This window comes from Azospirillum sp. UENF 111221 (assembly GCF_058780625.1).
Map to the genome: position 1 here is coordinate 884,812 of NZ_JBSNCH010000005.1, position 18,836 is coordinate 903,647.

Below are 18,836 nucleotides of genomic sequence, written 5' to 3' on the forward strand. Positions count from 1 at the left end.
TGATCCACCTAGTTGTCACCTAGATACGGCAAAGGCCCCTCGGAGGGGCCTTGGAATTACCGCTAAGTCATTGAAAAAATTGGTGGGCGATGAGGGGATCGAACCCCCGACATTCTCGGTGTAAACGAGACGCTCTACCGCTGAGCTAATCGCCCGAACCGGACAAGCCTTCGCACTCAAAGGCAAGCCGGCCGGGTGGTGCCCGGCCGGCCGCACTATGCCCTGAGCGGGCCAAAAACTTCAAGCGCTGATAAGCGCTTAGTTCAAGGCGTCCTTCAGAGTTTTGCCGGCCTTGAACTTCGGCTGCTTGGACGCCGGGATGTCGATCTTCTCGCCGGTGCGCGGATTGCGGCCTTCGGTCGCGGGACGCTCAGCGACCGCGAAAGTGCCGAAGCCGACCAGACGGACCTCATCACCGTTCTTCAAGGATTTGGCAATGCTGTCGAACACGGCGTCGACGGCCTTCGTGGCGTCGGTCTTGGACAAACCGGACGCTTCGGCAACATGCGCCACGAGATCGTTCTTGTTCACGCAATCCCCCTTCGAAATTCAGCAAATACTGAAAGACAAAAGCCGCCCCAGGACTTTTCGTCCACGACTTTTTGGAAGCAAAGGATAAGCACAGCGCTTGCCGCCCGTCAATTCCCGACGGGCGGCAAAGCGGCTCTTGTCCCAAAAGTCACGCCCGAGGGCGGCGGTCACGATCGGATCGCGACCGCCGGTCCCGGATCAGTGACGCAGAGCCTCGCCGTCGGCACCCTTCTCCTGAGCCTTCGCCGCGGCCGCCTCGACCTCCGGCTCGGTCCACTCGATGGGCTCCAGCGGACGGACGAGCGCGTTGCGCAGCACCTCGTCCACCGTGCCGACGGGCATGATCTCCAACCCGCGCTTCACGTTGTCCGGGATGTCGGCAAGATCCTTCTCGTTGTCCTTCGGGATCAGCACATGCTTGATGCCGCCGCGCAGGGCGGCCAGCAGCTTCTCCTTCAGGCCGCCGATCGGCAGCACCCGGCCGCGCAGCGTGATCTCGCCGGTCATCGCCACATCCTTGCGCACCGGAATGCCGGTCAGCACCGAGACGATGGAGGTGGCCATGGCGACACCGGCCGACGGGCCGTCCTTCGGCGTGGCGCCTTCGGGAACGTGGACATGGATGTCCTTCTTCTCGAACAGCGTCGGCTTGATGCCGAAGGCGGTGGCGCGCGACTTGACGTAGCTCTCGGCCGCCTGGACCAATTCCTTCATCACGTCGCCCAGCTTGCCGGTGGTGGTGACGCGGCCCTTGCCGGGCAGGCCCACGGCCTCGATCGACAGCAGCTCGCCGCCGACTTCGGTCCAGGCCAGACCGGTGGTGACGCCCACCAGATCCTCCAGCTCCGCCTCGCCATAATGGAAACGGCGGACGCCGGCATACTTGTCGAGGTTGCGGCGGGTGACCGCGACCTTGGCGTTGCCGCCGCTCTTCAGCAGGATCTCCTTCACCGCCTTGCGGCAAAGGTTGGCGATCTCGCGTTCCAGCGAACGGACACCGGCTTCCCGCGTGTAGTAGCGAACCAGATCGCGCAGCGCGTCATCGGAGATGGTGAACTCGCCCTTCTTCAGGCCGTTCGCCTCGATCTGCTTCTCGATCAGGTGGCGCTTGGAGATCTCGACCTTCTCGTCCTCGGTGTAACCGGCGACGCGGATGATCTCCATGCGGTCCAGCAGCGGCTGCGGCATGCGCATCGTGTTGGCCGTGCAGACGAACATCACGTCGGACAGGTCGTAGTCGACCTCCAGGTAATGGTCGTTGAAGGTGCCGTTCTGCTCCGGATCCAGGACCTCCAGCAGGGCCGACGACGGGTCGCCGCGCCAGTCGGCGCCGAGCTTGTCGATCTCGTCGAGCAGGAAGAGCGGGTTCGACGACTTCGCCTTCTTCATGCCCTGGATGACCTTGCCGGGCATGGAACCGATATAGGTGCGGCGGTGGCCGCGGACCTCGGCCTCGTCACGAACGCCGCCCAGCGACATGCGGACGAAGTTGCGGCCGGTGGCCTTGCCGATCGACTTGCCGAGCGAGGTCTTGCCGACGCCGGGCGGTCCGACGAGGCAGAGGATCGGTCCCTTGACCTTGTTCATGCGGTTCTGGACGGCGAGATACTCGAGGATGCGCTCCTTGACCTTCTCCAGACCGTAATGATCGTCGTCCAGCACCTTTTGGGCCAGCTTCAGGTCACGCTTCACCTTGGTGCGCTTCTTCCACGGAATGGACAGCATCCAATCCAGGTAGTTGCGGACCACGGTGGCCTCGGCCGACATCGGGCTCATCGACCGCAGCTTCTTCAGCTCGGCGAGCGCCTTCTCGCGGGCTTCCTTGGAGAAGCGGGTCTTGTTGATCTTCTCTTCCAGCTCCGCCGATTCGTCGCGGCCGTCCTCGGTCTCGCCGAGTTCCTTCTGGATCGCCTTCAGCTGCTCGTTCAGGTAGTATTCGCGCTGAGTCTTCTCCATCTGCCGCTTGACGCGGTTGCGGATGCGCTTTTCCACCTGCAGCACGCCGATCTCGCCTTCCATGAAGGCATAGACCCGCTCCAGACGCTCCGACACGGTGGCGCATTCCAGCAGCTGCTGCTTTTCCGGAATCTTCAGCGCCAGATGCGACGCGACGGTGTCGGCCAGCTTGCCGGCTTCCTCGATCTGGTTGATCGAGACCAGCACTTCCGGCGGGATCTTCTTGTTCAGCTTGATGTACTGCTCGAACTGGGAGACGACGGCGCGGCTCAGCGCCTCCAGCTCCTGGTTCTCGCCGGTCTTTTCCTCGACCAGCTCGGCCTGGGCCTGGAAGAACTCCTCATTGTCGGCGAACTTGGTGATGGCGGCCCGCTGGCCGCCTTCCACCAGCACCTTGACGGTCCCGTCCGGCAGCTTGAGCAGCTGCAACACGGTGCCGACGGTGCCGACGCTGTAGATGTCGGCCGGAGTCGGATCGTCCTGCGCAGCGTTCTTCTGGGTGACGAGCAGGATCTGCTTGTCATCCTTCATCACGTCTTCCAACGCGCGCACGGACTTCTCGCGCCCGACGAACAGCGGCACGATCATGTGGGGGAAGACCACGATGTCGCGCAGCGGCAGGACCGGGTAGAGGGCACCACGGGAGAGTTCGATCATGGGCAGGGCCTCAATGAATGGATCGCCGCCAGCCCGGAATGGGCCTGACACAGCCCCCGCCTCGGGTTGAGCGCGGAGATCGCCTACGGCACCCGACTAACGTGGCACACGGCCCTGCGGCCTTCAAGGGGCTGACAACCCCCAAGGGCGGTTTCCAAGCCGCAACCTGGCAGGAAACCGCCGCTTCCCTCCCCGTTTTTGCCGGATCAAGCGGTTTTGAGGCGGTTCACATAGCCATCGACGGTCGTACGCAGGGTTCCGGCCTCATGCGACAGGCCGCGCGATGCGGTCAGCAGCTCTCCGGACGCGACGCGCGTGCTTTCGGCGGTGGAAGCGACCTGTCCGATGCTGCCGGACACCTCCACGGTGCCCTGGGCGGCCGCCTGGATGTTCCGGGCGATCTCGCGGGTGGCGGCATTCTGCTGCTCCACCGCGGCGGCGACGGCCGACGCCGCCTCGCTGATCGCGGCGACGGTGCGGCTGATGGCGTCGATGGCGGTCACCGCACTGCCGCTGACGTCGCGAATCTCCCCGACGCGAAGCTGGATGTCGTCGGTGGCCTTCGCGGTCTGGCCGGCCAGATTCTTCACTTCGCTGGCGACGACGGCGAATCCCTTGCCGGCTTCACCGGCACGGGCGGCCTCGATGGTGGCGTTCAGCGCCAGAAGGTTGGTCTGGGAGGCGATGGAGCTGATCATATCGACCACCGAGCCGATGCCGGCGGCACGGTCGGCCAAGGTCGCGACGATCCCGGCCGTGCTGCCGGCCTCGCGCACCGCATCCTGGGCGATCCGGGACGCGTCGTCGATCCGGCGGCTGATCTCCCCGATGGAGGATTGCAGCTGCTCCGCAGCGGCCGCGACCGTCTGGATGTTGCCGTTGGCCAGTTCCGAGGCGGATGCCACGGAGGACGAGAGGGACGAGGCGCTTTCCGCAGCGGACGACAGGCGTTCGGAGTTGCTGCGCACGGAGTCCGCCGTGGCGGACAGATGTCCGACCACAGATTCGAGCTGCGCCACGAAATCCTGGGTCGCCCGTTCCATGGCGCGCCGGTTCTCCTCGCGCTGCTCCAGTTCCGTCCGGCGGCGGGCTTCGGCGTCGTCGGCCCCGCGGGCGCTGGTTTGCAGCACGTCGATTGCCGCGGCCATCTCGCCGATTTCATCCGAGCGGTTCCGGTGGAGGACGTCGAGGTCACGCCGGCCGCCGGCAATCGCACCGACGATCCGGGCCAGTTCGACGATGGGGCGCGAGGCCCGGCGCGTGATCGCAACCGCCACACCCAGCAATGCGCCGAGCCCGGCGACGATGATTCCAGCCGCCAGCATCAAATGACGCAGAGCCGAGGCCTGATGGCTGTCGGCCAGTTCCCGCCCGACGGCGAAGCCGGCGTCGCGGATCACCAGCAGGTCCTGCAGCAGGGGCGAGGCCGAGCGGCGCCATTCCGCACCGTCCAAATCATAGGGCCTGCCCGCCCGCGATGCGGTCAGAACGCGGGTCTTGAAGCCGCCGAAACCCTGAATGTAGCCTTTTCGGGCAGTCTCCAGCGCCATCCGCAGGGCCGGCTCCATCTCGCCGGTGACGATATCGTCCTCGACCGACTCCCAATTGGCCGAGATCCGCCCCTCCAGCGTCATCGCCTCCGCTTCGGCCTCAGGGGTCATCGGCTTGCCGGTTCCCAGTGCGCGCAGATAGAGGACCGACTGCTGGCCGGCCATCTCCCGCAATTGGGCGGCGCGAACCGCGATGTCGGCCCGGTCGCCGACGGTGGCATCAAGGTCGTTCAAGCGATGGCCGAGTCGGTTCATCGTCACCCCGATCTGGCTCGTGACCTTGACCATGCCGGCGAAGAACTGCGCCGAGGCGTCCGTCGGGCGACCGGACCGGTCCTTCACCAGCCAGCCGTCGACCTGGGCGCGGACGGTCGCCAGACTGTTGCCCAGGGCGGCGGTCTCGTCGGCGGACTTCGGGTCGCCCAGCGCCTTGGCGGCGGCAACGTAGCGGGCGAGCGCAGTGTCGGACTGTGCACGGGCTTTCTTGAGGGAGTCCCGGCCACCGTCGTCGATCGCCGTTCCTGCCGTCAGCGGCAGGTTGACGACGCCGCGCTCGAGCGCCATCGCCTCGTTCACAGCGGTGGCGGCGCCCAGCACGTCCACCACGTCCCTGGCAGCGGATGCCCGGCCGGCCGAGTTGATTTCCTGCACCGCAAGCCAAGTGGCCGGAACCGAAGCGACCACTCCGACGCACGCCAAGCAAACGTAAAGGAAACTGCGTATTTTCATTTCCCGCTCACCGCAATATTCGTGCGTAAACAATGGATAGCGGTGATGCCAAGCCCGGAATGAAGGCAGATCATCCACCCTACCCAATGTCTCTGCACCGACATTACGGCGTTATCTTTTTATATTCGTTAAATTTGTTGAAGTTATTCTCTTTTCCAACGGTTTACATCCGATAAGACCAATGCAGAGAATGGTTTTATTGGGATCCGCGGCGACAATCGGAAAAAGAAAAAGGGACGCCGAAGCGTCCCTTTTTTAGATTTCCGCACCGGGAAAACCCAGACGGTTATGCACCAGGCGCTTCGCTGCGCCGTTCCGCATGGACGTAAAGCGGCTTGGCCCGCCCTTCGACCACTTCCTTGTTGACCAGGATGCTCTCGATGCCGGTCAGGCCCGGCAGATCGAACATCGGATCGAGCAGGATGGCTTCCATGATCGACCGCAGGCCGCGAGCGCCGGTCTTGCGGGCAATCGCCTTGTGGGCGATGGCGCGCATGGCGTCCTCGGAGAACTCCAGATGGACGTCCTCCATCTCGAACAGGCGCTGGTACTGCTTGACCAGGGCGTTCTTCGGCTTGCTGAGGATCTCGACCAGCGCCGCCTCGTCCAGATCGGACAGGGTGGCCAGAACCGGCAGACGGCCGATGAATTCCGGGATCAGGCCGAACTTCAGCAGATCCTCGGGCTCGACCTCGTGCAGGATCTCACCGGTGGCGCGCTCGTCGGCGGAGCGCACATCGGCGCCGAAGCCGATGCTGGTGCCCTTGCCGCGCTGGGCGATGATCTTGTCCAGGCCGGCAAAAGCGCCGCCGCAGATGAACAGGATGTTGCTGGTGTCGACCTGCAGGAATTCCTGCTGCGGATGCTTGCGCCCGCCCTGCGGCGGCACGGAGGCGACGGTGCCCTCCATGATCTTCAGCAGGGCCTGCTGCACGCCCTCGCCCGACACGTCACGGGTGATCGACGGGTTGTCGGACTTGCGGCTGATCTTGTCGACCTCGTCGATGTAGACGATGCCGCGCTGCGCCCGCTCGACATTGTAGTCGGCGGCCTGGAGCAGCTTGAGGATGATGTTCTCGACGTCCTCGCCGACGTAACCGGCTTCGGTCAGCGTCGTGGCGTCGGCCATGGTGAAGGGAACGTCGATGATGCGGGCCAGCGTCTGGGCCAGCAGCGTCTTGCCGCAGCCGGTCGGGCCGATCAGCAGGATGTTCGACTTCGCCAGTTCGACGTCGTTGTGCTTCGTCCCGTGGGCGAGGCGCTTGTAGTGGTTGTGCACCGCCACCGACAGCACGCGCTTGGCGTAGGACTGTCCGATGACGTAATCGTCGAGCACCGCATGAATGTCGCGCGGAGTCGGAACCCCGTCGCGGGACTTCACGAGGGTCGTCTTGTTCTCCTCGCGAATGATGTCCATGCACAGTTCGACGCATTCATCGCAGATGAACACCGTCGGACCGGCAATCAGCTTGCGGACCTCGTGCTGGCTCTTGCCGCAGAAGGAGCAGTAGAGCGTATTCTTCGAATCGCCGCTGCTGGACTTGCTCATCGGTACTCCGTCATCTCGCGGGAGGCGTGGCCCCTGGGGCCATGCCCGTTCGCGGCGCCCCCCGACGCCGGTCCTACTCAGGTTATCGCGGACGGCGTCCGCGACAAGGTCATGCGCCGTTTTGGCGACGCATCACGATCCGCATAGCCGGGTCCCTTGCGAGACTCTCCCCATTCGGGACCGGTTCCTTATCGGAACCGCTCCATGACCGGATCGCGTCACCGCCATTCAACAACAGCGTCACGACCCGATCAACCCTTTGTTGGGAGGGCCGAGGACCCGCGGCTCACGAATGGTGGTCGACGCCCGGGCGCTTCTCCACCACCTCGTCGATCAGACCGAAGGCCTTCGCCTCTTCCGGCGACATGAACTTGTCGCGCTCCATGGCGGTCTCGATGGTGTCGAGGTCCTGCCCGGTGTGCTTGACGTAGATGTCGTTCAGACGCGAGCGCAGCTTCAGGATTTCCTGGGCCTGGATTTCGATGTCCGAGGCTTGGCCCTGGGCACCGCCAGACGGCTGGTGGATCATGATGCGGCTGTTGGGCAGCGAGAAGCGCTTGCCCGGCGCGCCGGCGGCCAGCAGAAGCGAGCCCATCGAGGCAGCCTGGCCCATGCACACCGTCGACACCTGCGGACGGATGTACTGCATGGTGTCGTAGATGGCGAGGCCGGCCGATACGTAGCCGCCCGGCGAATTGATGTAGATCGCGATGTCCTTGTTCGGATTTTCCGACTCAAGGAACAGCAGCTGCGAGCAGATCAGGCTGGCGACGGCGTCGTTCACTCCGCCGATCAGGAAGATGATCCGCTCCTTCAGCAGGCGCGAATAGATGTCGTACGCGCGCTCACCCCGGTTGGTCTGTTCGATGACCATCGGGACCAGAGCATTCATCTTCGGCTCGAAGTCGTACATGTGTTCTTCCCTGCCCCCGCAGTTGGCTGAACCGGTGATCGTTGCCGGCACGGAACCACATATAGGAACCTTTGGGGGCGGATGGTAGTCCGCCCCCACTCCTTTTGGGGAGTTAGGCGGCCGCAAACTCGTTGCCGGCCTCGTCCTCGTCCTTCGTCAGCTCTTCGACGCTGACGGTCTTCTCGGTGACCTTGGCCTGATCCAGGATGTGGTCGACGACCTTGTCCTCGAAGATCGGGGCGCGGAGGTTCTCGAGCGCCTGCTGGTTCTGCTTGAAGAACTCGAACACCTGACGCTCCTGACCGGGGAAGCGGCGGGCTTCGTTGATCAGGGCACGGTTCACCTCGTCCTGGGTGACCTGGATGTTGTTGCGGCGGCCGACTTCCGACAGCAGCAGACCCAGGCGGACGCGGCGCTCGGCGATCGAGCGGTACTCGGCCTTCAGCTCGTCCTCGGACTTGTCGGCGTCCTCGCCGGCGGTGCCGTTCTTCAGCTCTTCCTGCAGGCGAGCCCAGATGCCCTCGAACTCGATGTCGACCATGCCGGCCGGCACCTCGAAGGAATGGGCCTCGGCCAGCTTGTCGAGCAACTGGCGCTTCACGCGCAGGCGCGACAGGCCGTTATACTCGCCCTTGATGCGGTCGCGGATGGCTTCGCGCATCTTCTCCAGGCTCTCCATGCCGAACTCCTTGGCGAGTTCGTCATTGACCTCGGCCGGGACGTTCTTGCGCAGCTCCTTCACGTCGACCTCGAAGACGGTCGCAGCACCCTTCAGGCGCTCGTGCGGGTAGTCTTCCGGGAAGGTGACGTTGACGGTGCGGTGCTCGCCGGCCTTGACGCCGACCAGCTGCTCCTCGAAGCCCGGAACGAAGCGGCCGGCACCCAGCTCCAGCGGGTAGTCCTTGCCGTCCATGCCTTCCAGCGCCTCGCCGTCGACCGTGCCGGCGAAGTCGATCACGGCGATGTCGCCGGTCTCGGCAGCGCGGTCCTCGGTGACCGGGGCCTGGGTCGAGTGGGCGGACGCCAGACGGGTGACCGCCTCGTTGACCGCCTCTTCGCTCACCTCGGCGACCGGCTTCTCCAGCTCCAGGCCGGTGAAGTCGCCCGGCTCGACGTCGGGCAGCAGTTCGACCGCCATCTTGTAGGTGAGGTCGCCGCCGTCCTCGTACTTCTCGACCTCGATCTTCGGCTGCAGGGCGACGCGCAGGCCGCGCTCGCTCAGCGCCTGGCGCGAGCTGTCGGAGATGGCGTCTTCCAGCACCTCGGACAGCACGCCGCCGAAATAACGCTGCTTGATCACGGTGACCGGCACCTTGCCCGGACGGAAGCCCGGCAGCTGGACCGTACGGCGCAGCTCTTCCAGCTTGCCGTTCACCTTCTCTTCGATGTCCTTGGCGGAAATGACGACCTGAAATTCGCGCTTGAGGCCGTCGGTGCTGGTCTCGGTGATGTTCATCGGAACGAAAGCCTATCTCGTTGGTCCGGCCCGGCGGCGCCCGTCCGGGCGGCCCGAATCCGTGTTGTCCATGCGGTCCAAGGTGTTGCCATGGTGCGGGCGAAGGGACTTGAACCCATACGACCGAAGTCACTGGAACCTAAATCCAGCGCGTCTACCAATTCCGCCACGCCCGCGTTCATGGCAAAGGCAGCCGCGACGGGTGCGCAAACACCCGCCGGACCGCCGGCGAAGTCCGGTCTATAGCACAGCGCGGCGGAAGCAAACAGGCAAATTGGACCCGCCCGAGAGAGTGGGGCCCGGTCTTTTCGCGTCAGCCGCCGGCCTTGCCCCCCGCCTTGCTCCCTGCCCTGTCCAGCGACCGCACGGCGGACGAAGTGATGATGCGCCCCTCGCCGGTGTAGGCCTCGTGGTTGGCATCGATCTCGCCCAGCCGGTAACGGTAGTTGATCATCATCCCCAGTGATTGTTTCAGCCCTTTGGCCGACCTGTCGGCCAGCCAGTTCAGCCGTTCCATCCGGGCACCGTTGGTCAGGTGGAAATGCGCGACCGGATCCAGCGCACGGGCGCGGCCATGGCCCTTCGCCTCCTGCACCGTGGTCAGGTAATGGACGCCCAGCCGCATCAGCGGGCCGCGCAGGCGCTTCTGCAACTCCTCGTCCTCCGCCCAGCCGGGACCGGCGAGTGCGCGGGCGAGCAGCGGCGATTCGTCGGTCCCGACACCGCCTTCGGTGGAGGCATCCGCATCGGCCACCCGATCAAGTTCGGCCAGCCGCTCGGCGATGCGCTCGGCTTCCGCATTGGTCAGCAGGGCGTCGCCGTCGCGGTCGAGCACACGGTCGAACCAGCGCCGGAACCCAGGAATGGGCGACAGTGTGGCGTAGCAGGTGATGTTGGGAAACTCGGTCGCCAGCCCGTCGACCACCCGCTTGATCAGGAAATTGCCGAAGCTGATGCCTGCCAGCCCGACCTGGGCGTTGGAGATCGAGTAGAAGATGGCGCTGTCGGCGCTCTTGGGATCGCAGACCGGGGCGGTCGGGTCGAGCAGAGCCTGCACATTGTCCGACATGCCCTGGACCAGGGCCACCTCGACGAAGATCAGCGGCTCGTGCGGCATGCGCGGGTGGAAAAAGGCGAAGCAGCGCCGGTCCGAATCGAGCCGGTCCTTCAGGTCCTGCCAGCCGCTGATCTCGTGCACCGCCTCGTATTTGATCAGCTTTTCCAGCAGCGAGGCCGGGCTGTCCCAGGTGATGCGGTGCATCTCCAGGAAGCCGACATCGAACCAGGCGCGCAACAGATTCTTCAGATCGTCTTCCAGCGCCTGAAGCAGCGGTTCGCCGCGCGCCATCTCCATCAGCTCGGCGCGCAGATCGACCAGGAACTTCACCCCTTCCGGCAGGGCGTTGAACTGGGTCAGCAGCCGCAGGCGCGGCGGTTCCAGCGCGCGGCGCAAGGCCCGTTCGGCATGGCCGCGGGCCACCGGATCGGCCGCCGCCTGGAAGGTCGCCATCGCGTCCATCACCGCATCGCGGTCGACGTCGAAGTCGCGCGCGAGCATCAAAAGGAAATTGCGCCGTCCCTGCGGATCGAGCGCCAGATAGGTGCGGCCGAGCTGGGCGGCACGGGCACGGGCGGAAACCTCGCCGCCGCGCGATTCCAGGCAGGCCTCGATCTGCTCCTTCAGGCGCTCGGCGTCCTCCTTGGGCAGATGGGTGCGCGGCGGTGCGCCGACGGCACCGCGGGCCGAGGCCGCGATCTCGCGCCAGCGGGTGCGCAGGTTGTCCAGCGCGCGGTCGAGGAAATTGGGCTGCGCGGCCTGGGATGGCGGCACAGGCTCCAGGATGGTGGTATCGGGTGCGTCGCTCATGACCCGGAGTCTGGCCCTGCCGACGCTCTGCCGCAAGGGGGCGCGCGGACGCCGTCGTCGGGGGTACCGCCAACGTCGCATCCAATCCGCCCCCAGCCTGTCCTTGGCCGGGGTTATCCCTGCGCCTTCAACGCCTTCAGCACGCCGGGCAGCGCGCCGGCAAGATCGTCGGAGATCAGGCCGGGACCGAGCGCGCGCCCGGCCTCGCCATGCAGCCAGACGGCGGTGCAGGCGGCCTCGAACCCGTCCATCCCCTGTGCCAGCAACCCCAGAACGATGCCGGCCAGCACGTCGCCGGTTCCCGCGGTTGCCAGATCGGGAGGCGCGTTGACGTTGACCACGGCACGTCCGTCCGGAGCGGCGACCACGGTATCGGCGCCCTTCAGCACGACGACCGCGCCGGAGCGCGCGGCGGCGGCGCGCACCCGCGACAGCTTGTCGCCGTCCATGCCCACCGAATCGCCGAACAGCCGGGCGAACTCCCCCTCATGCGGGGTGAGGACACAGCGCTGGTCGAGCCGGTCGAGCAGCTCGTCCGCCGACTCGGCGAAGCTGGTCAGGGCGTCGGCATCCAGCACGCAGGCGCGGCGGGTGTCCAGCGCGGCCATCACCGCGGCGCGGGTCTGCGCCCCCCTTCCCGCCCCCGGCCCGACCAGAACCGCATTCCTGCGCGAGTCCTGCAGCAGCCGGGCGAAGGCGCCGGCGTCCTCCAGCGGATCGACGATCACGCTGGCGCAGCCGGCGGCATAGACCGGAAAGGCCTCCGGCGGACAGGCAATGGTGACAAGCCCCGCCCCGGCGCGGAGAGCGGCAACCGAAGCCAGCCGCGCCGCGCCCGTCATCCGCGCGCCGCCCAGCACCACCGCATGGCCGCGCGCATATTTGTGGCCGTCCAGCGCCGGCCAGGGGAAGCGGTGGCTCCACAGCGACGGCTCGTTGACCGCGGTCTGCGGCGCGATGCTGTCCAGCACCCGGTCCGGAATGCCGATGTCGGCGACCACCACCTCGCCGCACAGGGTGCGTCCGGGCAGCAGCACATGGCCGGGCTTGCGGCGAAAGAAGGTGACGGTCAGCGCCGCCTGCGGTGCGGCGCCCAGCACCCGGCCGCTGTCGCCATGCAGGCCGCTCGGCACGTCGACGGCGACGACGGTGCGGCCTTCCATCGCCTCGACAATGGCGCGGGCGACGCCGTCGAGCGGCCGGGTCAGGCCTGCGCCGAACAGCGCATCGATGACCAGGGGGTTGCCCTTCAGGATATAGGGATCGGCCGCCTCGATCGGGCCGGGCCAGCGCTCCGCCGCCACCGCGGCATCGCCGGTCAGGGCCGAGCGGGTGCCGAGCAGCGCCAGACGGACCGGCCAGCCGGCCTCCAGCAGCAACCGGGCGATGACGAAACCGTCGCCGCCGTTGTTGCCGGGGCCGCAGAGCACGGCGGTCGGATGCGGCGCCCAGCGCTCGCACACCGCCCGAACCACGGCGGCGCCGGCAGCCTCCATCAGGGCCGGACCGGGCACGCCGGCGGCAATCGTCAGCTGGTCGGCCCGATACATCTCCGCGACGGACAGAAGCTCATCCATCCCCCACTCTCCCCACCCCTGGCCGACCCTGGCTTGCCTTGCCGTTTCCTCTGCGGGCGAAGATGCGCACGCACGCTCTACCCGTAGGCGATGTCTCACCCCGGGAAAACCCATGTCGACATGCACAAACGTCCGCGACGGCGGTTAAGCCGTGCGGACGTTTATAGAACAGAATTCTTCCAAGACGCGAAGAAGATGATGGGGCGATGGATGGGACTCGAACCCACGACCGCTCGGACCACAACCGAGAGCTCTACCAACTGAGCTACCACCGCCGCCGTCAGCGTTTCCGCCGTCGGGAGCCGCGTTATGCTCCACCGCGGCTGGCCGGTCAAGCGGCTTTTTCACGAAAAGCGAAAAAACTTCTTTAGGAGCGGAGCGGCACCCCTTTCTCCCGTACGATCGGGCCTTTGAACGCCGGTTGGCGCGGAGCGCTTGCGCCAGTTGCACAAATATTGTTCACTCCGCTGAATCCTTCGGCAGCACCCTGCCCCATCGGACGGCATCCGACCGTCTTATGACCAGCGTCGATGCCGCCGGACCGGATCGGCCGAATGTGGCACGCTCCATGCTTACCGTCGTCGCTGTCGGCAGTGCCGTGGACGGTGCCTGCCGGCGTTGGCACCTCGTACACGAGAGACCCATGAAGAAGATCGAAGCCATCATCAAGCCGTTCAAACTCGACGAGGTGAAGGAGGCCCTTCACGAAGTCGGGATCAAGGGGATCACCGTCACCGAAGCCAAGGGCTTCGGCCGCCAGAAGGGCCACACGGAGCTTTACCGCGGCGCGGAATACGTCGTGGACTTCCTGCCGAAGGTGAAGATCGAGGTGGTGATGGAAAACTCCCTGGTGGAACGGGCGATCGAGGCGATCCAGCAGGCCGCGCATACCGGCCGCATCGGCGACGGCAAGATCTTCGTCACGCCCGTGGAGGAAGTTGTCCGCATCCGCACCGGTGAGAAGGGCGCCGACGCGATCTGATCGCGCGACGTCCTGGCCCCCACCGGTCCGACCGGCCTCCCTCCGACCAGCATCCGCCAACATGCGCCGATTTCCCCTCCCCCTCCTGCCGGCTCCTGCCGCACACCTCGCCGAACGGCCGAAGGCCGCCTATGGCGAACGTGCGACTTTTTGGGTTGGCGCGTTGTGCGGGGAAGAAAGGCGTGAGATAACGTCCGCCGCGAGCGCCGCCCTCCGCCGCCAAAGCCCCGTAGGGGCTTCGACAGCGGCTTGACGCAGCGGGATCCAACCCTCTTAAAGCGTGGAAAAAGAGACATGTCCGACATCAGCAAGGTCTTCGACCTGATCAAGGAACACGACGTCAAGTACGTGGACCTGCGCTTCACCGACCCGCGCGGCAAGCTGCACCACACCGCTCAGCACGTCTCCACCATCGACGAGGACGTGTTCGAAGACGGCATCATGTTCGACGGTTCCTCGATCGCCGGCTGGAAGGGCATCGAAGAGTCGGACATGATCCTGAAGCTGGACCCGACGACGGCCGTGATGGATCCGTTCGCCGCCCAGCCGACGCTGAACATCCTCTGCGACGTGTACGATCCGGGCACCGGCGGTTCCTATGCCCGTTGCCCGCGCGGCATCGCCAAGGCCGCCGAGCGCTACACCGCTTCGGCCGGCATCGGCGACACTGTCTTCTTCGGCCCGGAAGCCGAATTCTTCGTGTTCGACGACGTGAAGTACTCCGTCGACATGAACAAGGTGTCGTACGAGTTCGCCTCGGACGAGGGTTCCTACTCGTCGGGCAAGGACTATGAGGACGGCAACCTGGGCCACCGCCCGGGCACCAAGGGCGGCTACTTCCCGGTCGCTCCGGTCGACAGCTGCAACGACCTGCGCGCCGAGATGCTGAGCGTCCTGGCCGAGATGGGCGTTCCGGTCGAGAAGCACCACCATGAGGTGGCTGCCGCCCAGCACGAGCTGGGCATCAAGTTCGACACGCTGGTCCGCACCGGCGACAACATGCAGTACTACAAATACGTGGTGCACAACGTCGCCCACGCCTACGGCAAGTCGGCCACCTTCATGCCGAAGCCGGTGTTCGGCGACAACGGTTCGGGCATGCACTGCCACCAGTCGATCTGGAAGGACGGCCAGCCGCTGTTCGCCGGCAACCAGTACGCCGACCTGTCGGAGCTGGCGCTGTACTACATCGGCGGCATCATCAAGCACGCCAAGTCGCTGAACGCCTTCACCAACCCGTCGACCAACAGCTACAAGCGCCTGGTCCCGGGCTATGAGGCCCCGGTCCTGCTGGCCTACTCGGCCCGCAACCGTTCGGCGTCCTGCCGCATCCCGTACGTCGCCTCGCCGAAGGGCAAGCGCGTCGAGGTCCGCTTCCCGGATCCGTCGGCCAACCCGTACCTGGCCTTCGCCGCCATGCTGATGGCCGGCCTGGACGGCATCCAGAACAAGATCCACCCCGGCGACGCGATGGACAAGAACCTGTACGACCTGCCGCCGGACGAGCTGGCCAAGGTTCCGACGGTTTGCGGCTCGCTGCGCGAGGCGCTCACCGCGCTGCGCGAGGACAACGAGTACCTGCGCAAGGGCGATGTCTTCTCGGCCGACATGATCGACGGCTACATCGACCTCCGCACGGAAGAGATGATGGCCTTCGAGACCATGCCGCACCCGATCGAATACAAAATGTACTACTCGGTCTGATGTTGCCTCGCGGCGTCCGGCAACGGGCGCCGCGGCCGGTTACGCATCATTCCAAAGCCGCTCCCGGTCCGCGCCGGGGGCGGTTTTCTTTTTTGGCCTGTTCGGTCCAAGCGCCGACATCCGGCACGCATCCCTTGCGCTCCGCGCAGTCCGCCTTCGCGCAGTTGCAGGCGGGGAACTGGCAGCCATCGCCGTTCAGGTCGGTTGCCCGCACCGCAAGGTCATAGCGCACGCCGCGCATGATGGCCGGCCCGGCGGTGCTGTAGCGTTCGTAATGCTCCACGACATGGCGAACGCGGGTGAGCAATTCGCGCCGTTGATCGTGTCCCGGATCCATGCTTACGCCCCCAATCGCCATGATTGCCGACATCTACAGGGACGCTGGAAAGCCCTCCCCTGTTCCGCCATCCAAGCGCAGTACGGCGCATGGACGAGGATAGAGAGCAGGAATGATGCAGCGGTCCGGCTGTTGCCACTGCAGTGATCAAGTTGGCTGACCAAGACAGGAGAGCATGATGGACCGCGATAAGCTGCGCCGCGTCGCAAAGGCGCTGGGCGACGTCCGCCTTTACGAAAAGCATCACACCGGCGAACTGATCACCATGCGACTGCGCGACTCCCTGGCCGACAACCCCGGCTATGACGAGGAAGAAGTGGACAAGACGCTGCTGGAACTGGCGCGGGTGGCGCTGGAGGCGGCGGAATAGCGGGGCCGGGGGGTGACGATGCGGCCGATGGCCTGTTGGTGGGGATGAACCGAGCCAACGAAGGGAGCAAGCCGTCATGGCCGACGAGAAGACCTCCGATATGCCGCAGACTGACCGGTCCGCCAGCGACCGTCCGGCGACCAAGCCGATCCCGGTGACGCCGGCGGTCGAACCGATGAGCGACAAGGACGAAGCGCCGCCGGGCACGCCGGGGACTGGCGAAAACATCGATCCGAAGACCGGCGAGACCTATGTTCAGGGCATCGGCGGGGCGTAAGCGCCCCGACCAATCCCATTCCAAACGAAGAGGGCCGGCTCGCAGGAGCCGGCCCTTCCGCTGTCAAGCTGTCAAGGCACGCGTCACGCCACGAAGGGCGGAACAGCGCTGAAATTGGCGGCCTTTTCGACGACCTGACCGACGCGCAGCAGCGTCTCCTCGTCGAACGGGCGGCCGATCAGCTGGAGGCCGAGCGGCAGGCCGTCGGCACCGAGACCAGCCGGGACCGACATCGCCGGCAGGCCGGCGAGGTTGATCGGAACGGTGAAGACGTCGTTCAGGTACATCTGCACCGGATCGTCCATCTTCTCGCCGATGGCGAACGGCGTGCTGGGGGCGGTCGGCGTCAGGATGACGTCGCAGCTCTTGAACGCCTCGTCGAAGTCCCACTTGATGCGCGTGCGCACCTGTCGGGCCTTGTTGTAATAGGCGTCGTAATAGCCGGCCGACAGCACATAGGTGCCGATCAGGATGCGGCGCTGCACTTCCTTGCCGAAGCCGGCGCCGCGGGTGTTCTCGTACATCTCCTTGAGGTTGCCGCCCTCGACCCGCAGGCCATAGCGCACGCCGTCATAGCGCGCGAGGTTGGACGACGCCTCGGCTGGCGCGATGATGTAGTAGGCGGCCAGCGCGTATTTGGTGTGCGGCAGGCTGACCTCGACCGGCTCGGCACCGGCCTCCTTCAGCCAGGCGATGCCCTGCTCCCACAGCGCGGCGATCTCGGCCGACAGGCCCTCGACACGGTATTCCTTGGGAATGCCGACGCGCAGGCCGCGGATGTCGCCGGTCAGGGCGGCGCGGAAGTCCGGCACCGGCATATCGACCGAGGTGGAGTCCTTCGGATCGAACCCACACATGGAGCGCAGCATGATCGCCGCATCCTCGACCGTGCGGGTCATCGGCCCGGCCTGATCCAGCGAGGAGGCGTAGGCGACGATGCCCCAGCGCGAGCAGCGGCCGTAGGTCGGCTTGATGCCGACGGTGCCGGTGTAGCCGGCCGGCTGGCGGATCGAGCCGCCGGTGTCGGTGCCGGTGGCGCCCAGTGCGGCACGCGCGGCGATCACCGCGGCGGACCCGCCCGACGACCCGCCGGCAACGATCTTCCTCTCCCAGGCACCCGGCGCGCCGGGGCTCCACGGGCTGACCGTCTCGCCCTGATGGGCGGTGATGGTGGCGGAGCCCATGGCGAACTCGTCCAGGTTCACCTTGCCCAGCATGACGGCGCCGTCGCGCCACAGCTGGGAGGTCACCGTGGACTCATACTCCGGCTTGAAGCCGTCCAGGATGTGGCTGCCGGCGGTGGTGGCCACACCCTTGGTGCAGAACAGGTCCTTCACCGCAATGGGCAGGCCGTCCATCGGACCGGCGGTGCCCTGCGCCCGGCGCTCGTCGCTGGCCTTGGCCATCGACAGGGCGGCATCGGGCGTCTCGGTGATGAAGATGTTGAAGGGGCGCACGGTCTCGACCGCGCGCACATGCGCCTCGGTCAGCTCGACCGCGGTGAACTCCTTCTTGGCGAGGCCATCCAGGGCCCCGGCCATCGTCAGATGCGTGAGCGCCGTCATCACTCGACCACCTTGGGCACGACAAAGAAGCCTTCGGCCGTTTCCGGACCGTTCGACAGGACCTGCGCGGCATAGCCGCCGTCGGTGACCTCGTCCTTGCGGCGGCGCAGCTTTTGCGCAGCGACGCTGGTCATCGGCGGCACGTCCTTCGTGTCGACCTCGTTGAGCTGTTCCACGAAGGTCAGAATCTGGCTCAGTTCCCCAGCCAGGGATTCCAGTTCCTCGTCCGGCACCTTGATGCGGGCCAGATGCGCGATCTTGGCCACCGTGGCCTTGTCGAGCGACATGCCTCTACTCTCTTCCAAAACATTGGAAATCGGCCGCGAAGCTAGCACCCGCCGGCTTCATCCGCAACGATTGCGGCCATTCCGCCGCTCAGAAGGCGCCGGCATCGCCTTTCGCAAGCCCGGCAGCCAGCACCAGCGGGCATCCGCAGGACGGGCATTGGGTGCGCTGCAACGCCTCCACCACCCGCGCGTCGGGGAGAAGGACGCCAAGTGTCTTCTCCACCGCGGCGATCTGGCGCTTGTGGTCGGTGCTGGCGCCGCAGGCGGCATCCAGCATCGCGCCATAATCGGAACTGGACTGCGCGGTGATCGCCTTGGCCCCACCGGCGGCAAACAGCCCGGCACCGCCGGCGACAAGTCCGGCCAGCACCGCACGCCGGCTCGCATCCGCGCCCAATTTGCTCATCCGTCCGCTCCGTCGATGGTTCGGGCCACGCAGCAGCCGCGCACGAGGCAGCCGCGTCCACAGGCGACCGACTATACGCCTCATGTCCCGCCCCGCCAGCGGCCCTATCATTAAATATTCGGA

16 protein-coding genes and 3 tRNA genes are annotated in these 18,836 nt (G+C 66.0%); 4 read left to right on the forward strand and 15 right to left on the reverse strand.

Annotated elements, in window-relative coordinates:
* Positions 1-80 precede the first annotated feature (80 nt).
* The 11 genes from ACWPN3_RS18615 to ACWPN3_RS18665 all read right to left on the reverse strand — a co-directional run bounded on the left by ACWPN3_RS18615 (position 81) and on the right by ACWPN3_RS18665 (position 13,060).
* Positions 81-155 (reverse strand) — tRNA-Val (locus ACWPN3_RS18615).
* A 103-nt stretch (positions 156-258) separates the two neighbouring features.
* Positions 259-531 (reverse strand): HU family DNA-binding protein, encoded by a 273-nt coding sequence (locus tag ACWPN3_RS18620; RefSeq protein WP_492261664.1) that lies wholly within the window; start codon positions 529-531, stop codon positions 259-261.
* A gap of 198 nt (positions 532-729) precedes the next feature.
* A complete protein-coding gene (lon, locus tag ACWPN3_RS18625) occupies positions 730-3,144 on the reverse strand; it encodes an endopeptidase La (protein ID WP_492240763.1) in 2,415 nt (804 codons plus the stop codon).
* Positions 3,145-3,350: 206 nt separating this feature from the next.
* Positions 3,351-5,378 (reverse strand): methyl-accepting chemotaxis protein, encoded by a 2,028-nt coding sequence (locus tag ACWPN3_RS18630; RefSeq protein ID WP_492240764.1) that lies wholly within the window; start codon positions 5,376-5,378, stop codon positions 3,351-3,353.
* A 331-nt stretch (positions 5,379-5,709) separates the two neighbouring features.
* The gene (clpX, locus tag ACWPN3_RS18635) at positions 5,710-6,972 is read right to left on the reverse strand and encodes an ATP-dependent Clp protease ATP-binding subunit ClpX (RefSeq protein ID WP_012974526.1); all 1,263 of its coding nucleotides are present in this window, start codon (positions 6,970-6,972) and stop codon (positions 5,710-5,712) included.
* Positions 6,973-7,258: 286 nt separating this feature from the next.
* Positions 7,259-7,885 carry an ATP-dependent Clp endopeptidase proteolytic subunit ClpP gene (gene clpP / locus ACWPN3_RS18640; protein WP_098739527.1) on the reverse strand — a complete coding sequence of 209 codons (627 nt, stop codon included), beginning with the start codon at positions 7,883-7,885 and terminating at the stop codon, positions 7,259-7,261.
* A gap of 112 nt (positions 7,886-7,997) precedes the next feature.
* Complete coding sequence (tig, locus tag ACWPN3_RS18645; RefSeq protein ID WP_492261665.1) at positions 7,998-9,341, reverse strand: trigger factor; 1,344 nt, start codon at positions 9,339-9,341, stop codon at positions 7,998-8,000.
* A gap of 91 nt (positions 9,342-9,432) precedes the next feature.
* Positions 9,433-9,517 (reverse strand) — tRNA-Leu (locus ACWPN3_RS18650).
* Between the two features lie 137 nt (positions 9,518-9,654).
* Positions 9,655-11,208, reverse strand: coding sequence for a malonyl-CoA decarboxylase (locus tag ACWPN3_RS18655; RefSeq protein WP_492240765.1), 1,554 nt, complete (start codon positions 11,206-11,208; stop codon positions 9,655-9,657).
* A 113-nt stretch (positions 11,209-11,321) separates the two neighbouring features.
* Positions 11,322-12,785 (reverse strand): NAD(P)H-hydrate dehydratase, encoded by a 1,464-nt coding sequence (locus ACWPN3_RS18660; protein ID WP_492240766.1) that lies wholly within the window; start codon positions 12,783-12,785, stop codon positions 11,322-11,324.
* 199 nt (positions 12,786-12,984) lie between these two features.
* Positions 12,985-13,060 (reverse strand) — tRNA-His (locus ACWPN3_RS18665).
* Positions 13,061-13,428: 368 nt separating this feature from the next.
* Here ACWPN3_RS18665 and ACWPN3_RS18670 point away from each other — a divergent pair.
* Positions 13,429-13,767 carry a P-II family nitrogen regulator gene (locus tag ACWPN3_RS18670; RefSeq protein ID WP_492261666.1) on the forward strand — a complete coding sequence of 113 codons (339 nt, stop codon included), beginning with the start codon at positions 13,429-13,431 and terminating at the stop codon, positions 13,765-13,767.
* 294 nt (positions 13,768-14,061) lie between these two features.
* Positions 14,062-15,471 carry a type I glutamate--ammonia ligase gene (gene glnA / locus ACWPN3_RS18675; RefSeq protein ID WP_109050284.1) on the forward strand — a complete coding sequence of 470 codons (1,410 nt, stop codon included), beginning with the start codon at positions 14,062-14,064 and terminating at the stop codon, positions 15,469-15,471.
* A 46-nt stretch (positions 15,472-15,517) separates the two neighbouring features.
* Here glnA and ACWPN3_RS18680 read toward each other — a convergent pair whose 3' ends face one another.
* Positions 15,518-15,841, reverse strand: coding sequence for a hypothetical protein (locus ACWPN3_RS18680; protein ID WP_492240767.1), 324 nt, complete (start codon positions 15,839-15,841; stop codon positions 15,518-15,520).
* Positions 15,842-15,983: 142 nt separating this feature from the next.
* Between ACWPN3_RS18680 and ACWPN3_RS18685 the strand changes: the two genes are divergently transcribed.
* Positions 15,984-16,178 carry a hypothetical protein gene (locus ACWPN3_RS18685; RefSeq protein WP_376959702.1) on the forward strand — a complete coding sequence of 65 codons (195 nt, stop codon included), beginning with the start codon at positions 15,984-15,986 and terminating at the stop codon, positions 16,176-16,178.
* 76 nt (positions 16,179-16,254) lie between these two features.
* Complete coding sequence (locus tag ACWPN3_RS18690) at positions 16,255-16,455, forward strand: hypothetical protein (protein ID WP_109449213.1); 201 nt, start codon at positions 16,255-16,257, stop codon at positions 16,453-16,455.
* A gap of 83 nt (positions 16,456-16,538) precedes the next feature.
* Here the strand turns inward: ACWPN3_RS18690 and gatA are convergent, their stop codons facing one another.
* The 3 genes from gatA to ACWPN3_RS18705 all read right to left on the reverse strand — a co-directional run bounded on the left by gatA (position 16,539) and on the right by ACWPN3_RS18705 (position 18,713).
* Entirely contained in the window at positions 16,539-18,020 is a 1,482-nt protein-coding gene (gene gatA / locus ACWPN3_RS18695; protein ID WP_492261667.1) for an Asp-tRNA(Asn)/Glu-tRNA(Gln) amidotransferase subunit GatA, read from the reverse strand.
* Positions 18,020-18,307, reverse strand: a complete 288-nt coding sequence (gene gatC / locus ACWPN3_RS18700) for an Asp-tRNA(Asn)/Glu-tRNA(Gln) amidotransferase subunit GatC (RefSeq protein WP_042691134.1) — start codon at positions 18,305-18,307, stop codon at positions 18,020-18,022. The genes gatA and gatC overlap by 1 nt, the downstream gene beginning before the upstream one ends.
* Positions 18,308-18,395: 88 nt before the next feature.
* A complete protein-coding gene (locus ACWPN3_RS18705) occupies positions 18,396-18,713 on the reverse strand; it encodes a hypothetical protein (RefSeq protein WP_492240769.1) in 318 nt (105 codons plus the stop codon).
* Positions 18,714-18,836 lie beyond the last annotated feature (123 nt).